The 14953-nt window shown below is 63.2% G+C and carries 14 protein-coding genes; 6 read left to right on the top strand and 8 right to left on the bottom strand.

The features are described 5' to 3' along the window. Together ACYU03_RS06995 and ACYU03_RS06990 are read left to right on the top strand one after the other, a co-directional pair. Nucleotides 1-999, top strand: coding sequence for an ABC transporter ATP-binding protein (locus ACYU03_RS06995; RefSeq protein WP_461889192.1), 999 nt, complete (start codon nucleotides 1-3; stop codon nucleotides 997-999). A gap of 23 nt (nucleotides 1000-1022) precedes the next feature. Further along, nucleotides 1023-1676 (top strand): HAD family hydrolase, encoded by a 654-nt coding sequence (locus ACYU03_RS06990; protein WP_461889191.1) that lies wholly within the window; start codon nucleotides 1023-1025, stop codon nucleotides 1674-1676. Nucleotides 1677-1857: 181 nt separating this feature from the next. On the opposite strand, the gene ACYU03_RS06985 is transcribed toward ACYU03_RS06990, so the two are convergent. After that, nucleotides 1858-2820: an NAD(P)H-quinone oxidoreductase gene (locus ACYU03_RS06985; RefSeq protein ID WP_461889189.1), complete on the bottom strand. Its 963-nt coding sequence runs from the start codon at nucleotides 2818-2820 to the stop codon at nucleotides 1858-1860. Between the two features lie 141 nt (nucleotides 2821-2961). On the opposite strand from ACYU03_RS06985, the gene ACYU03_RS06980 reads away from it, so the two are divergent. Next, complete coding sequence (locus ACYU03_RS06980; protein WP_461889187.1) at nucleotides 2962-5046, top strand: carboxy terminal-processing peptidase; 2085 nt, start codon at nucleotides 2962-2964, stop codon at nucleotides 5044-5046. A 35-nt stretch (nucleotides 5047-5081) separates the two neighbouring features. Here the strand turns inward: ACYU03_RS06980 and ACYU03_RS06975 are convergent, their stop codons facing one another. The 5 genes from ACYU03_RS06975 to pcaQ all read right to left on the bottom strand — a co-directional run bounded on the left by ACYU03_RS06975 (nucleotide 5082) and on the right by pcaQ (nucleotide 8548). Further along, nucleotides 5082-5450: a hypothetical protein gene (locus tag ACYU03_RS06975; RefSeq protein WP_461889185.1), complete on the bottom strand. Its 369-nt coding sequence runs from the start codon at nucleotides 5448-5450 to the stop codon at nucleotides 5082-5084. Then, complete coding sequence (locus ACYU03_RS06970) at nucleotides 5447-5806, bottom strand: helix-turn-helix domain-containing protein (RefSeq protein ID WP_461889183.1); 360 nt, start codon at nucleotides 5804-5806, stop codon at nucleotides 5447-5449. Before ACYU03_RS06970 ends, ACYU03_RS06975 begins: the two co-directional genes overlap by 4 nt. Nucleotides 5807-5909: 103 nt before the next feature. Next, a complete protein-coding gene (locus ACYU03_RS06965) occupies nucleotides 5910-6347 on the bottom strand; it encodes a YkvA family protein (protein WP_461889181.1) in 438 nt (145 codons plus the stop codon). A gap of 284 nt (nucleotides 6348-6631) precedes the next feature. Beyond that, nucleotides 6632-7384, bottom strand: coding sequence for an FKBP-type peptidyl-prolyl cis-trans isomerase (locus ACYU03_RS06960; protein ID WP_461889179.1), 753 nt, complete (start codon nucleotides 7382-7384; stop codon nucleotides 6632-6634). A gap of 231 nt (nucleotides 7385-7615) precedes the next feature. Continuing rightward, complete coding sequence (gene pcaQ / locus ACYU03_RS06955; RefSeq protein ID WP_461891410.1) at nucleotides 7616-8548, bottom strand: pca operon transcription factor PcaQ; 933 nt, start codon at nucleotides 8546-8548, stop codon at nucleotides 7616-7618. A 414-nt stretch (nucleotides 8549-8962) separates the two neighbouring features. On the opposite strand from pcaQ, the gene ACYU03_RS06950 reads away from it, so the two are divergent. The 3 genes from ACYU03_RS06950 (at nucleotide 8963) to ACYU03_RS06940 (ending at nucleotide 11766) form a co-directional block, all read left to right on the top strand. Further along, entirely contained in the window at nucleotides 8963-10843 is a 1881-nt protein-coding gene (locus tag ACYU03_RS06950; RefSeq protein ID WP_461889177.1) for a PAAR/RHS domain-containing protein, read from the top strand. After that, the gene (locus ACYU03_RS06945; RefSeq protein ID WP_461889176.1) at nucleotides 10843-11112 is read left to right on the top strand and encodes a MafI family immunity protein; all 270 of its coding nucleotides are present in this window, start codon (nucleotides 10843-10845) and stop codon (nucleotides 11110-11112) included. The genes ACYU03_RS06950 and ACYU03_RS06945 overlap by 1 nt, the downstream gene beginning before the upstream one ends. Nucleotides 11113-11340: 228 nt before the next feature. Next, the gene (locus tag ACYU03_RS06940; RefSeq protein ID WP_461889174.1) at nucleotides 11341-11766 is read left to right on the top strand and encodes a DcrB-related protein; all 426 of its coding nucleotides are present in this window, start codon (nucleotides 11341-11343) and stop codon (nucleotides 11764-11766) included. Between the two features lie 15 nt (nucleotides 11767-11781). Here the strand turns inward: ACYU03_RS06940 and nirD are convergent, their stop codons facing one another. Then, the gene (nirD, locus tag ACYU03_RS06935) at nucleotides 11782-12141 is read right to left on the bottom strand and encodes a nitrite reductase small subunit NirD (RefSeq protein WP_461889173.1); all 360 of its coding nucleotides are present in this window, start codon (nucleotides 12139-12141) and stop codon (nucleotides 11782-11784) included. Beyond that, a complete protein-coding gene (gene nirB, locus ACYU03_RS06930; protein WP_461889171.1) occupies nucleotides 12141-14699 on the bottom strand; it encodes a nitrite reductase large subunit NirB in 2559 nt (852 codons plus the stop codon). Before nirB ends, nirD begins: the two co-directional genes overlap by 1 nt. Between the last annotated feature and the right edge of the window lie 254 nt (nucleotides 14700-14953).

Raw genomic sequence — 14953 nt, 5'->3', positions numbered from 1 at the left:
ATGAGTTTCGTCAGCGTACAAAAGCTGCAAAAGAGCTACGCCGGCAGCCCGGTGTTCCACGATATCGATTGCCAGATCGAGCGCGGCGAGTTCGTCACCCTGCTCGGCCCATCCGGCTGCGGCAAGTCCACCCTGCTGCGCTGCATCGCCGGGCTGACCTCGGTGGACAGCGGGCGCATCCTGGTCGACGGCCAGGACCTGGTGCCGCTGAGCCCACAGAAGCGCGGCATCGGCATGGTGTTCCAGAGCTACGCGCTGTTCCCCAACATGACGGTGGAACAGAATGTCGCCTTTGGCCTGCGCATGCAGAAGGTCAAGGCCGAGGAAAGCCACACACGGGTCCAGCAAGTCCTGCAACTGGTGGAGCTTCAGGGCTTCGCCAGCCGCTATCCGCACCAGTTGTCCGGCGGCCAGTGCCAACGCGTGGCCCTAGCCCGCTCACTGGTGACCCGGCCCCGCCTGCTGCTGCTCGACGAACCGCTGTCGGCCCTCGACGCACGCATCCGCAAGCACCTGCGCGAGCAGATCCGCGAGATCCAGCGCGAGCTGGGCCTGACCACCATCTTCGTCACCCATGACCAGGAAGAAGCCCTGACGATGTCCGACCGCATCTTCCTGATGAACCAGGGCCGCATCGTCCAAAGCGGCGATGCCGAAACCCTCTACACTGCCCCGGTGGACCTGTTCGCCGCCGGCTTCATCGGCAACTACAACCTGCTCGATGCCGAAAGCGCCAGCCGCCTATTGCAACGTCCGGTGAGCAACCGCCTGGCGATCCGCCCCGAAGCCATCGCCCTGGGCCTGGAAGGCGAACTGGATGGCCAGGTCCGCAGCCATAGCTTGCTGGGCAATGTCATCCGCTACCGGGTCGAGGCCCGTGGCGTCGAATTGGTGGTCGATGTACTCAATCGCTCATCGGCTGATCTACATGCCGATGGCCAGCGGGTATCCTTGACGATTGATCCCAGCGCCCTGCACGAAGTGAGCGAAGTGGCCTGAAGGCCGACAGGAGAGCAGTAGAAATGACCTTGGCAATATTCGATCTGGACGAAACCCTGATCCACGGCGACTGTGCTTCGCTGTGGAGTGAACAGATGGCCCGCCTGGGCTGGGTCGATGGCGAATCCTTCCTGCGCCGCGACCATGAACTGATGGAAGCCTACGGCAAGGGCCACCTGGCCATGGAGGACTACATGGCCTTCAGCCTGGAGCCCATCGCCGGGCGCACCCTGGAAGAGGTCGAACATCTGGTCGAGCCCTGGGTCGAGGAGTTCATCGAGCCGATCATCTTCAGCGACGCCTGCAGATGCATCGCCGAACACCGCAAGCACGGCGACCGCATCCTGATCATCTCCGCCTCCGGCACCCATCTGGTCGGCCCTATCGCCGCACGCCTGGGCATCGACGAATACCTGGCCATCGAGCTGGAAGCACAGAACGGCGTGTACACCGGCAAGACCCACGGCGTGCTGACCTACCGCGAAGGCAAGATCACCCGGCTGCTGGAGTGGCTGGACCAGGAGCAGGAGAACCTCGAAGGCGCGAGTTTCTACTCCGACTCACGCAATGACCTGCCATTGCTGCTGAAAGTGGATCATCCGCATGTGGTCAACCCGGATCCGGTGTTGCGCGAACATGCCGAAATCAATGGCTGGCCAATCCTGACCTGGACCTGAGTGGTGCAGCACATGCCTTGACGCCTGAGGCGCTCTTGCAATCTATCGCCTGGCACCAAGGCTGACCACGCGTCTCTGACAGGCCATGGCACGTTTGTAGGTGCCTACGATGCGCCGCACGGGCGGCGCTCGATCTCAAGGGTTCCACAAGCCCCAAGGCATGCACCCAGTGCTGGCTCGGCTACACCAAGGTGTCGTCGACCACCAGCACCAGCTTGCCCGATACCTGATTGCCTGCCAGCTCGGCAAAGGCTGCCTCGGCATCGCTCACCGGGTAGCTGCCCGCCAATTGCGGCTGGAGCCGGCCTTCTCTGAACAGCGGCCAGACTTGCTGTCCGAGGTCACGCAACAGTTCGGCCTTGAACGTATCGTCACGGTTGCGCAGGGTCGAGCCGGTCACCTGCAAGCGCTTGGCCAGCACCTGGGCCAAGTCCAGTTCAACCTTGCGCCCCCCCATCAGGCCGATGATCACCCAGCGGCCGTCACGGGCCAGCACCTTGAGGTTGAGGGGCCCGTAGCTGGCGCCCACCGGATCGAGGATCACATCGAACGGCCCGAAGCCTTCCAGCGCCTCCAGGTTTTCGCTGCGCACCACCCCACCGGCGGCGCCAAGGCCCTGGCAGTAGGCCAGGCGCTCGGCCGAGCCGACGCTGACCCAGATCGGATTGCCGAATGCCTTGCACAGCTGGATAGCCGCCGAGCCGACACCGCTGGCGCCAGCATGCACCAGAACCTTCTCGCCGGCCTTGAGCCCACCCAGTTGAAAGAGGTTGAGCCAGGCCGTGGCATAAACCTCGGGGATCGCCGCCGCTTCCTTAAGACTCAAGCCTTCGGGGACGGGCAACACATGGCGAGCATCGACCACCACTTCCTCGGCCATGCCGCCACCGGCGAGCAGCGCGCAAACCCGGTCGCCCACGCGCCAATCCGCCCCCGGCCCGACCTCACTGATCACCCCGGAACACTCCAGCCCAAGGTACTCGCTGGCCCCTGGGGGCGGTGGGTACAGCCCGGCGCGCTGCAGCAGGTCAGCCCGGTTCAGCCCCGCGGCGGCCACACGAATGCGTACCTGGCCCGCATCACAGGCCAGGCCCTCGGCCTCGACCCACGCCACATGTCCGTCAACGCCTTGCAATGCCTTCACAGTGCCTCCATAGTTGACTCATGACTGAGCCCGGGACCGCTATGTCCCGGGTTTTTTGCAGTATTTGACCGGCTCCATGGAACCGGCGAACGGAAAAGACGGCCTACTATGCGTGATCAATTGCCTTTACGTCGAATCAGCATGAAGCATTTTCTGCCCAGCACTGCCCTCGCCCTTTTGATCGGCCTCGGCAGTCTGACGCTTGACGGCAATGCGCTGGCCGCCAACAAGTGGGACAGCCTGCAGCCGGACCGCGACGAGATCGTCGCCAGCCTCAACGTGGTCGAGCTGCTCAAGCGCCACCACTACAGCAAGCCACCGCTGGACGACGCCCGTTCGCTGATCATCTACGACAGCTACATCAAGTTGCTCGACCCTGCGCGCAGCTACTTCACCGCCAGCGACATCGCCGAATTCGACAAGTGGAAGACCCAGTTCGACGACTTCCTCAAGAGCGGCAACCTCGACCCCGGCTTCACCATCTACAAGCGCTACCTGGACCGGGTGAAGTCGCGCCTGGACTTCGCCTTGGCCGAACTGGCCAAGGGTGTCGACAAGATGGATTTCACCGTTCGCGAGACCTTGCTGGTAGACCGCAAGGACGCACCGTGGATGAAGAACGAGGCCGAGCTCGACGACCTGTGGCGCAAGCGCGTGAAGGATGAGGTACTGCGCCAGAAAATCGCCGGCAAGGATCCCAAGCAGATCCAGGAAACCCTGACCAAGCGCTACAAGAACCAGCTCGCGCGCCTGGACCAGACCCGCGCCGAAGACATCTTCCAGGCCTACATCAATACCTTCGCCCAGTCCTACGACCCGCACACCAACTACCTGTCGCCGGACAACGCGGAAAACTTCGACATCAACATGAGCCTGTCGCTCGAAGGCATCGGCGCGGTGCTGCAGAGCGACAACGACCAGGTCAAGATCGTGCGCCTGGTGCCGGCCGGCCCTGCGGCCAAGACCAAGCAGGTGGCCCCGGCCGACAAGATCATCGGCGTGGCCCAGGGCAACAAGGAAATGGTCGACGTGGTCGGCTGGCGCCTGGACGAAGTGGTCAAGCTGATCCGCGGCCCGAAAGGCTCGGTGGTACGCCTGGAGGTGATTCCGGCCAGCAACGCCCCGAACGACCAGACCAGCAAGATCGTGCCCATCACCCGCGAAGCAGTGAAACTCGAAGAGCAGGCGGCGAAGAAGTCGGTGCTCAAGCTCAAGCAGGATGGCCGCGACTACAAGCTGGGGATCATCGAGATCCCGGCCTTCTACCTGGACTTCAAGGCCTTCCGTGCCGGCGATCCAGAGTACAAGAGCACCACGCGTGACGTGAAGAAGTTGCTCACCGAGCTGCAGAAAGAAAACGTCGACGGCGTGGTCATCGACCTGCGCAACAACGGCGGTGGTTCCTTGCAGGAAGCGACCGAGCTGACCAGCCTGTTCATCGACAAGGGCCCGACCGTGCTGGTGCGCAACAGCGACGGCCGCGTCGACGTGCTCGAAGACGAAAATACCGGCGCCTTCTACAAAGGCCCGCTGGCGCTGCTGGTCAACCGCCTCTCGGCCTCGGCCTCGGAGATCTTCGCCGGCGCCATGCAGGACTACCACCGTGCCCTGATCATCGGTGGCCAGACCTTCGGCAAAGGCACCGTGCAGACCATCCAGCCGCTCAACCATGGCGAGCTGAAGCTGACCCTGGCCAAGTTCTACCGGGTTTCCGGGCAGAGCACCCAGCACCAAGGCGTGTTGCCGGACATCAACTACCCGTCGATCATCGACACCAAGGAAATCGGCGAAAGCGCCCTGCCCGAGGCCATGCCCTGGGACACCATCCGCCCGGTCGTGACCCCGGCGGCCGACCCGTTCAAGCCGTTCCTGGCGCAGCTCAAGGCGCGTCATGAAGCGCGCAGCGCCCAGGACCCGGAGTTCGCCTACATCCGCGACCGCCTGGCCCTGACCCAAAGGCTGATGAACGAGAAGACTGTGAGCCTCAACGAGGAAGAGCGCCGCGCTCGCCACGCCGAGATCGAAGGCAAGCAGCTTGCCCTCGAGAACATCCGACGCAAGGCCAAGGGCGAAGAGCCGCTCAAGGAACTGAAGAAAGAAGACGAAGACGCCCTGCTGCCTGCCGAGCCGGACAGCACCAAACCGGAAGACGACGCCTACCTGTCCGAGACCGGGCGCATCCTGCTCGATTACCTGAGCCTGAACTCGGCAGTGGCCAAGCACTGAAGTGAGCTGCCGGGGCGGGCTTGCCCGCCCCCTGCTCAGGACTCTTCGGGGTAACTGTACTCGAATACCCGCACTACTTCAGAGGCGTGCCAGGAGGCCGCCTCCATGCCGTCGACCGGACCGGAGAAGCGCCCGAGGCGCTCGACACATTCGAAGAAACCGGTGCGTGGCAGGCGGCTGGCGCCCTGGCTGATCACCAACGAACTGCGCAGCGGCTGGTCGGCCTTGGCGTCCAAGGCTGCCAAGTATTCCAGGGCCGCGGTCAAGGTCTGCATGGCCGGGCTGGGCAGTTGCAGGCGCTCGATCAAGGCCCGGTAAGTGAGCAAATGCCGTTGGCGGCGGGCCACATCCAGCTCGCCCAGCAGGTTCTCCCAATGCTGGCGGCTGATCCTGACCTGGCTCACGACGGCTCGCTCCAGCCGCCGACACCCAGCTCCCACGCTAGGCTACGTCGGATCGCGGCATCGGGCTGGCGTTCGCCCGCCTCGATCATGGCCAGATAGGCCGGACTGATGCCAACACTGCGGGCCAGTTGCTCAGGCGCCAGGCCCTTGGCCTGACGCAAGCGCCCCAGCTCGCTGAAAGCGGGCAGGCTGGTGCTTTGCGTGGTGTTGTCGGTACTGGTGGCGGCGCTGTCGTGTTGGGCGCCGTCGATACTGGCCGGTGCTTGCCCTGCAGCCTTGAGCAGTGCCTGATACTGCTCCCAGGGTACGACTGCATATTCGGGCTGACCGTCCCGGCTGATGACCTGAATACCCATTACAACCCCCTTAGTAGGATTACGATATGTAATCCGTAGGCATAACCCTTATGCCAATTATATTACCAAGCTCGGGAGTCTGTGCAGGCAAGGTCGTTTTCAGTCAATTGCGCTGTTCCAGGCGCAGGGCTTCGGGGCTGTCTGGCAGGCGTTCGACCACGCGCAGGCGCTCCGGAGATTGGTGGTCGCGCCACGCCTTGAAGCGGGCCAGTTCATCGGCCACGGTCTTGATCACCCAGCCCAGCACCGCGATGTCATCGAGAAAACCGACACCCAGCAACCAGTCCGGAATGGCGTCCAGGGGGCTGACGAAATACAGCAGACCCGCGACCACCGTGACCAAGGCCTTGGGGCTGATGGCTCGGTACTCGCCCCGCCACCAGGCCAGGCACAACGCCTGCAACAAGCGTACGTCCTCGCGTAACTGACCCAGTCGCGGCCCTTTGCGCGCGACGGCAAACAGCAGGGCCGGCAACCGTCCACGGCTGAGCAGACGTTCAGCCAACGGCAGGAAGCGGGCAAAATTCCAAGGTGCGCTCATGGGGGTCTCCGGAAGCCAGTCGGAAGGAAGGTTATCCACATTTATTGTGGATAACCTTGTGAACAGAGCCGCGTTTCCAGCTCAGGGTGCCCAGACAACAAGGGTCTCGCTCAGATCGGGCATTTTTTACACACCTGTTTCAATGGCGCAAACGTTTTGCGACAGAGGTGCTCAGAGGTCGTTACCGTTTTTCAGACAGTGCGCCTGCCCCGAGGTTCGAGTCAATCCAGCAGCCACAAATGACAACGCCCCGTCGAGACGGGGCGTTGGGGGTGGAGCAAGCCTTACTTGGCTGGGGCTTCTGCCGGGGCCTGGGCTTCAGGCGCGTCGCCTTCAGGCTGGTTCACGTCCTTGATGCCCAGCAGTTCCAGGTCGAACACCAGGACCGAGTTGGCCGGGATCAGCGGGCTCGGGCTCTGCGCGCCGTAGGCCAGGTCAGCCGGGATGTACAACTTGTACTTCTCGCCAACGTGCATCAGTTGCAGGCCTTCGACCCAACCCGGGATCACGCCGCTGACCGGCAGGTCGATCGGGCTGCCGCGCTCGACCGAGCTGTCGAACACCTTGCCATCGATCAGCTTGCCTTCGTAGTGAACGGTCACTACGTCGGTCGGCTTGGGTTGCGGGCCATCGGCCTTCTTCACCACTTCATACTGCAGGCCCGAGGCGGTGGTGACCACGCCAGGCTTCTTGCCGTTTTCCTCGAGGAACTTCTTGCCAGCGGCGGCGGCTTCCTCGCTCTGCTGGGCCAGGCGCTCTTCGGCGCGCTTCTGCAGTGCGGCGAACGCTTCGACCAGTTCTTCGTCCTTGAGCTTCTGTTCCTTCTGGCCGACCGCGTCTTCGATGCCAAGTGCCACTGCTTTCGAATCAAGGTCGTCCATGCCTTCCTGAGCCAGGCTCTTGCCCATGTTCAGGCCGATACCGTAGGAGGCTTTCTGTGCCGGAGTCTTCAGCTCGACGCTGCTGGTCTGCGAATCGCAACCCGCGAGGACCAGGCTAACCAAGGCAACCGCAGCCGCCAAACGATGCTGTTTCATGCTATTTCCTTGTTCATCGCCAAAAGGGCAATCGGGTGAAACCGCGAGCTTAGCAGGCGGTCATGACCAATGGCTACCGGCATGAGAGCAGTAAAAGACTGATAAGTTCATAGGATAAAAGCTTCTTCATCCAGAATGACAGCTATTAGCCACCACTGTACAAAGGTACACGTAATTTTGTAGCAGTTTGTGTAGCTGCCAGGGTCGGCCCGGGACAAGAAGCAACCCCGTTCAAGGGTAGGTGCCCTGGCGGTACTGCTCGGCCACCTCGCGCAGCACCTGGCACACCCACTGTGCCGGCACGTTCTGCGGCAAGGCGGCATTACTGCAGATACCCACCGAGCCGCCCGGCTCACTGACACCCAGGTCGAGCTCGCAAAGATCGCCACGGCCCAGGTCGATCAGCACCGCATCACGAGGTGCCACCCAGACCGCATCGCTGCCCAGCACGTAACGGCGGCTCAGGGCCAAGGACAGGGTCTCCAAGCGTTGAGCCGGCAGCTCGATGCCACACTGCACGAACAGACTGTCAGCGTGCTGGCGGATGGTGGTGCCTGCCAGGGGCAGCACCAGCGGATACCCTGCCACCAGGCTGCGCTCGACTGGCTGGCGCGCCAGCAACGGGTGGGCGGGACGCACCACCAAGGTCATGGATTCGCTGTATAGGTGCTCGAACGACAGCCCCTGGACCTGGGGGCTGTCGGTCATGCGCCCGACCACCAGTTCCAGCTCCCCCAGGCGCAACTGGCCGAGCAGATGGGCGCTGGCTCCCGTGACCACCGTAACCACCAGTGCCTCATGGCGCTGGTGAAGCCGGCACAGCACCTCGGGCATCAGCAGGCTCTCGACCGTGGACAGCACGCCAATGCGCACCTGCGAGGGTGTACGGGCCTCGCCACGCAGGGCGCTCACCCCTTCACGCAGGGCTTGCACACTGGGCCCGGCATAGCGCATGAATCGCACGCCGGCTGGGGTCAACTCGACCCCTTGCCGGGTTCGCTCGAACAGGCGCACCTGGAGCAAGTCTTCCAGCTCCTTGAGCGTCTTGGAAATCGCCGGCTGACTGATCGCCAGGACGTCGGCGGCCCTGGCAAAACTGCCCTGACGGGCAATTTCCAGGAAGCACAGCAGATGGCGGAACTTGATACGTGTGTCGAGGTTCATGCCCGGCAGTTTATCGGCGCGCACCAGCACTTGCACAGCATCACTCACGCCGCGTGCAACGATCAATCCTTGCCCAGCGACCGAACGCAGGCGCAATAGCATCGCAAATCGCCATTATGTCCAGCGATTTCGTCCGCATGGTAGTCTCACTTGGAAATCGCGCCTGGCCCGGCAAGGCCCGCCCCCCTCACTTCCCGTGGCCTACGGACGCTCAGCACTTGCAGGATGCGTGTCAACACCTTCATGCGGCCCTGCCTGAACGCCCTGCCAGTGGCCTTGACTAGAACCACCTCATGGATGACTACCTGACCGAAACGCTGGCCAAGGTCCACAGCCAGCCGCTGCAGCAAGCCCGAGGCCAGCGAGCCACCACCGATCACTTGAGCCTACCGACAAACAAGGACGTTTTAGGACATGGACCTGCACGCCGCCCGCGAAGGTGACCTTATCCTGCACCCGCCTCTGATGGCCGAGCTGATCAGTGGCCTGACCGAGGCAGTGATCTATGCCGCTGCCACCGCGGCAGTCGCAGCGGCAATCGGTGGTGCCGTGGTGGCAGTTGTCGGTACAGGTGGCGCTGCCACGGTGCTGACACCGATCATCGCGGGAGCCTTGGTTGGTGCCGCCAGCATGCTGCCCGCCGGTGAAGAAAAGAGCATCGGCGAACGCGTCTCGGACTTTAGCGACTGGGTCGGCAACTCGCTGTTCCCCGCCGAACCCTACGGCAAGATCAGCAGCGGCTCGCACAACACCCGCATCAACGGTATTGCCGCCGCCCGCGCTGCTGGCCTCCACACCGGCCCCTCGGACGCTACTGAGGCTGCAGCCGAGGAACCCTCGATCCTGGAGACCGTCGGCACCTACGCGATGGTGGGCGCCTCCTTGGTATTACCGGTAATCGGGCTGGCCCATGCGATCAACAACATCTTCAATCCGCCAGTCACCACACCCGCCGCCCCTGGAACGACGCCCGCCCCCCTGGAAAAGGCTGAGTGCAGCAAGCATCCGCCCATGCCCGAACAGTTTGTCGCGCAAGGGTCGGATAAGGTCTTCATCAACGGCCAGCCCGCCGCCCGGGTCGGCGACAAGACCACCTGCGACGGCCCCATCGGTATGACCTTTTCGCCAAACGTGCGCATCGGCGGCGGTACCATGACAGTGCCGCATCGAGACGGTCACCTTGTAGAGCTCTACAGTTACGATCCCGCCGGCAACCTGCTCGACGGCCACCTGGTAAAGGGTTTCGTCAGGCACAACCGGGTCAAGGCCTGCCAGGACAAGCGCTACCGCTACGACCGCTTCGGTCGCCTCAGCGAGAAGCGCAGCGCCAGCCGCTCGCTCCAGCGCTTCGAGTATGACGCCGAGCATCGTCTGATCCGCATTCACCAGCAGCGCGGCGCAATCAGCGAGCATGTCGAGTTCAGCTACGACCCACTTGGCCGGCGCACCAGCAAGACGTTGTATCGTAACGGCCAACGGCAGCCTGTCAGCCACACCGAGTTCCGTTGGCAGGGGCTCCGTCTGCTGCAAGAGATCCAGGATGGCAAGCCGAGCCTATACCTCTACACCGCCCCTGGCAGCTATGAGCCCTTGGCGCGGATTGACGGCGCGCCAGGACAGGAAGCATTGCACTACTTCCATACCAACCTTGTCGGGTTACCCGAACAACTGACCGATGAACAAAGCATCAGCGTATGGCACAGCGACTTCCAAGTGTGGGGCAATAGCCGCGAGGAGTGGCACGAACCTGGTCAGAGTCGACAGCAAAACCTGCGATTCCAGGGGCAATATCTGGACCGGGAGACTGGGCTGCACTACAACACCTTCAGGTATTTCGATCCAGATACCGGGAGCTACACCCAGAGCGATCCGATCGGCCTGCCAGGTGGCCTCAACCTCTACCAGTATGTCGCCAACCCTCTGCGCTGGATCGATCCCCTGGGGTTATTCGGCTGTGACCCCAAAGCGCGCAAACATATCCTCGAGGGTGACAGCCCGACCAGCGGGGGCCATATGTGGCCTGGCAACCCGGGGAAAACGGTGTTCCCGCAGTCTTGGAATGCCAAGAAGATCATTGCCGAAGTCGACGATATCGTGAACTCGCCAACCACCAAATGGTATGCCCAAAAAGGCTCCGGTGGCGCGTACACCAAGAATGGAGACGTGGCCAACTGGGTCGCCTGGGAGACCAGGGATGGAGTGCGGATCAGGGTAGTCTACCAACCGGCCAAGGGCCGCATCATCACCGCATTCCCCGACAACGAGCCCATACCCAACCTGCCAGGAGCCAAATGATGAGCAGCACTACAGGAACCGAACTGCGCGAATTGGGTGAAACCTTCGGCGACAGGTTGTCAGCGGAGAAACTCAGTTTCGCTCTCGACTACATCGACTACAACGAGCAGCCCCTGGCACTCGATACCTTGTGCGACTACTTGTGCGAAGAGGATATACCGATCACGCCTGAAGAGTACTCACACATCTGCACTCTTAATACGGCCCTCGGCTGCCCTTTGAGCGTCAATGCCCTAGCCTACCTGAAGAATCTGTCAGGGCGCTCATGAGAGTAAATAACGGGCCTGGATCCGCCACAGCGATGTTGTAAATCGCAATCATGCCCAGCGGTTTCGCCCCCGTGATAGTCTTCGCTCCTGAAACCGCGCCTTCCCCCGCAAGGCGCGCCCCTCTCACTTCCCGTGGCCAACAGGACGTTAGCACTTGCAGGATGCATGTAAAAACTTCATGCGGCCCTCCCCGAACGTTCTGTCATCTGCCTAGACCGGAACCGCCCCATGGCCAACTACCTGACCCAGGACCTGACCCTCGACCTCGGTGATGAAACGCCGGAGGACACCACCATGAATATGCTGGTGTTCCGCCAGCGTGGCACCACCCTGGTGATCGCCCGCAGCCCACTGCCGCCGGAGCAGAGCCTGGCCGCCGTCTACAGCCAGCAGCTGGAACACATCCGCACCCACCTCGGTGGCATAGCCAGCGAACCACAGCCGGTGACCGCCGGACAGGCGCGGAACATCCAGGGTCTGGAGATCAGCCTGCAACTGCGCCGCGCCGACCAGCTCACCCACCAGCGCCAACTGGCCTACCAGCCACCGGGCGAGCAACGCTTGGTGGTGATGAGCTACAGCAAGAACAGCCCGCTCGGCGATGCTGACCTGGCCCACTGGCAAGCCATCAAGGCAGGCCTACGACTGAACTGAACCATACCGGTTTTACTACTCTGCCAGCTCCACAGTCTCGCCATGGATCCGCACTGGCCACACCCGCAGCCCCTGCTGCGGATCCTCCAGGCAACGCCCGTCATGCAGGCTGAAATGCTGCTTGTACAGCGGCGCCGCGACCACCAATTCGCCTTGCACGCTGCCGACCAGGCCACGGCCGATGACATTGGCCCCGGAACGCGGGTCACGGTTGTCGATGGCATAAAGCATCTGTTCCTGCCCAGGCAGGTAGAACAACGCCACCTGCGTGCCATCGAGCCAGACCACCACGCCCGAGTCGGCGACCAGGTCCTGGTGGCGGCACACCGGGCGCCATTGTGTTTTTTCAGCGACAGCAGTGATGGATGGATTCATCAGACAGCCTCCTCGGTAGTTGCGATCAGGTGCAGGGGGGTGGCGGCCAACGGGCGGCGCTGGCCGCGCTCACGGACGAAATGCACGTCCGGGTCGCTGCGCTGGTCGTTGACGAAGGTGCGGAAGCGCTTGAGCTTCTCCGGGTCGTTGAGGGCGTTGGCCCATTCGCATTCGTAGCGGTCGACCACCTGCTGCATCTGCGCCTCCAGTTCGGCGCCCAGGCCCAGGCTGTCGTCGAGGATCACCTGCTTGAGGTAGTCCAGGCCGCCTTCCAGGCTCTCGCGCCAGACCGAGGTGCGCTGCAGCTTGTCGGCGGTGCGGATGTAGAACATCAGCACCCGGTCGATGATACGGACCAGGCTGTCGTCGTCCAGATCGGTGGCGAACAGCTCGGCATGGCGTGGGCGCATGCCGCCGTTGCCGCAGATGTACAGGTTCCAGCCCTTCTCGGTGGCGATCACGCCGATGTCCTTGCTCTGCGCCTCGGCGCATTCGCGGGTGCAGCCAGAGACGGCGAACTTGAGCTTGTGCGGTGCGCGCAGGCCCTTGTAGCGCTCTTCCAGGACCAGGGCCATGCCGACGCTGTCCTGCACGCCATAGCGGCACCAGGTGCTGCCGACGCAGGACTTCACCGTGCGGGTCGACTTGCCATAGGCGTGGCCGGTCTCGAAGCCAGCGGCGATCAGTTCGCCCCAGATCAACGGTAACTCGTGCAACTGGGCACCGAACAGGTCGATGCGCTGGCCACCGGTGATCTTGGTGTAGAGGTCGTATTTCTTCGCCACCTGGCCGATCACGATCAGCTTCTCCGGGGTGATCTCGCCCCCGGGAATACGCGGCACTACCGAGTAGGTGCCGTTCTTCTGCATGTTGGCCATGAAGGTGTCGTTGGTGTCCTGCAGCGGTACCAGGGCTGGGTCCATGATCGGCTGGTTCCAGCAGGAGGCGAGGATGGAGCCGACGGTGGGCTTGCAGATGTCGCAGCCGACGAGCCCCTTGCCGTGGCGGGCAAGCAGTTCGGCAAAACTCTGGATGCCTTCGACCCGCACCAGGGCATAGAGCTCCTGGCGGGTATAGGCGAAGTGCTCGCACAGGCTCTTGTCGACGGTGACGCCGCGGGCGGTCAGTTCATGCTCGAAGACCTGCTTGAGCAGCGCCGCGCAGCCTCCGCAGCCGGTGGCGGCCTTGGTGCAGCCCTTGACCGCGGCGAGGTCGCCACAACCGCTGTCGATGGCGGCGCAAACCGCACCCTTGCTGACGTTGTGGCAGGAACAGATGGTCGCGCTGTCGGGCAGCGCATCGGCGCCCAGCGCTGGCGCGCCACCGCCTTGGGGCAGGATCAGCGATGCTGGGTCGGCCGGCAGGGCGATGCCGTTCTGCGCGTACTGCAGCAAGGCATCGTAATAGCTGTTGTCACCGACCAGCACTGCGCCAAGCACACGCTTGCCGCTGGCATCGACCACCAGGCGACGATAGGCCGAATTGGCTTCATCGATAAAACGGTAGCTGCGCGAGCCCGGCGTGGCGCCATGGGCGTCGCCAATGGAGCCGACGTCGACACCAAGCAGCTTGAGCTTGGTCGACATGTCGGCGCCAGCGAAGGGTTGCGCCGTCTCGCCGGCGAGCAACGCAGCCAGGTTGCGGGCCATGCTGTAGCCCGGCGCCACCAAGCCGAACACGCTGCCGTTCCACGAGGCGCATTCGCCAATGGCGAAGATGCGCGGGTCGCTGCTGCGGCACTCGCTGTCGATCACCACCCCGCCCCGGGGCGCGATCTCCAGACCACTGCTGCGTCCCAGGGCATCCTGTGGGCGGATGCCGGCAGAGAACACGATCAAGTCGGTCTCCAGATGCTCGCCACCGTCGAAGTTCATGCGGTAGCGGTAGTCTTCTCCGGCGCTGATGGACTGGGTGGCACGCGACAGATGCACGCCCACGCCGAGGGCTTCGATCTGCGCGCGCAAGGCCGCCCCACCCTCGCCATCCAGTTGTACCGGCATCAGCCGTGGCGCGAACTCGACCACGTGTGCTTCCAGGCCGAGCGACTTCAGGGCATTGGCCGCCTCCAGGCCGAGCAGGCCGCCCCCCACCACCACGCCGCGCCGGGCATCGGCCGCCGCCGCCCGAATGGCATCGAGGTCGTCGAGGGTACGGTAGACCAGGCGAGCGGTGCCGCTGGAGCCCTCGATCGGCGGGACGAAGGGATAGGAGCCAGTGGCCAGGATCAGTTGATCGTAGGCATAACGGCCTTCGCTGGTGACCAGTTCGCGGCGCTCGCGGTCGATCTCCAGCACCGTCTCGCCCAGATGCAGGTGTACACCGTGGCGCTCGTAGAAACCTGGCTCGCACAAGGCCAGGGTCTCGGCATCGCTGCCGGCAAAGTACTCCGACAGATGGACCCGGTCATAGGCGCGTTGTCGTTCCTCGCCGAACACCCGCAGCTCGAAGCGCGCCAGGGCGCCGCGCTCGACCAATTGCTCGACGCAGTGATGGCCGACCATGCCGTTGCCGACAATGACCAGTTGCTCCCGGTGTGAGCCCTTCGCTGTTGCGTTCATAGCCGATCCTCAATCACGGTGTGCGGTGCCAGCCCGCAGCAAAGACACAAAAAAAGGCGCCTGGAGCCGAAGCTCCAGGCGCCTTTGCCTGGTGTTCATCAGTGTGTGGGCCCTTGTGCCGATCGACGTTGACCAGCGGAGCCTTTGTGAAACGTTAAAAGCAGGTAACGTGCCAAAACCCTTTGGAAGCGTCAGCGCCCCACCCTACCGGGCGCCGAACCGCAGCACGCTACCGCTACGACGCACGCCAGGGA

The sequence above is a fragment of the Pseudomonas sp. X10 genome, assembly GCF_054889225.1.
Note: the sequence above shows the minus strand (reverse complement) of the source record. Positions and strands in the feature narration are given on the sequence as shown.

Bases quoted from the DNA above. Each gene is read 5' to 3' on its own strand.
- ACYU03_RS06940 (WP_461889174.1), top strand. From the start codon at position 11,341: ATGGCCAACTACCTGACCCAGGACCTGACCCTCGACCTCGGTGATGAA.
- ACYU03_RS06990 (WP_461889191.1), top strand. From the start codon at position 1,023: ATGACCTTGGCAATATTCGATCTGGACGAAACCCTGATCCACGGCGAC.
- ACYU03_RS06965 (WP_461889181.1), bottom strand. From the start codon at position 6,347: ATGAGCGCACCTTGGAATTTTGCCCGCTTCCTGCCGTTGGCTGAACGT.
- pcaQ (WP_461891410.1), bottom strand. From the start codon at position 8,548: ATGAACCTCGACACACGTATCAAGTTCCGCCATCTGCTGTGCTTCCTG.
- ACYU03_RS06950 (WP_461889177.1), top strand. From the start codon at position 8,963: ATGGACCTGCACGCCGCCCGCGAAGGTGACCTTATCCTGCACCCGCCT.
- ACYU03_RS06960 (WP_461889179.1), bottom strand. From the start codon at position 7,384: ATGAAACAGCATCGTTTGGCGGCTGCGGTTGCCTTGGTTAGCCTGGTC.
- nirD (WP_461889173.1), bottom strand. From the start codon at position 12,141: ATGAATCCATCCATCACTGCTGTCGCTGAAAAAACACAATGGCGCCCG.
- ACYU03_RS06995 (WP_461889192.1), top strand. From the start codon at position 1: ATGAGTTTCGTCAGCGTACAAAAGCTGCAAAAGAGCTACGCCGGCAGC.
- nirB (WP_461889171.1), bottom strand. From the start codon at position 14,699: ATGAACGCAACAGCGAAGGGCTCACACCGGGAGCAACTGGTCATTGTC.
- ACYU03_RS06970 (WP_461889183.1), bottom strand. From the start codon at position 5,806: ATGGGTATTCAGGTCATCAGCCGGGACGGTCAGCCCGAATATGCAGTC.
- ACYU03_RS06945 (WP_461889176.1), top strand. From the start codon at position 10,843: ATGAGCAGCACTACAGGAACCGAACTGCGCGAATTGGGTGAAACCTTC.
- ACYU03_RS06980 (WP_461889187.1), top strand. From the start codon at position 2,962: ATGAAGCATTTTCTGCCCAGCACTGCCCTCGCCCTTTTGATCGGCCTC.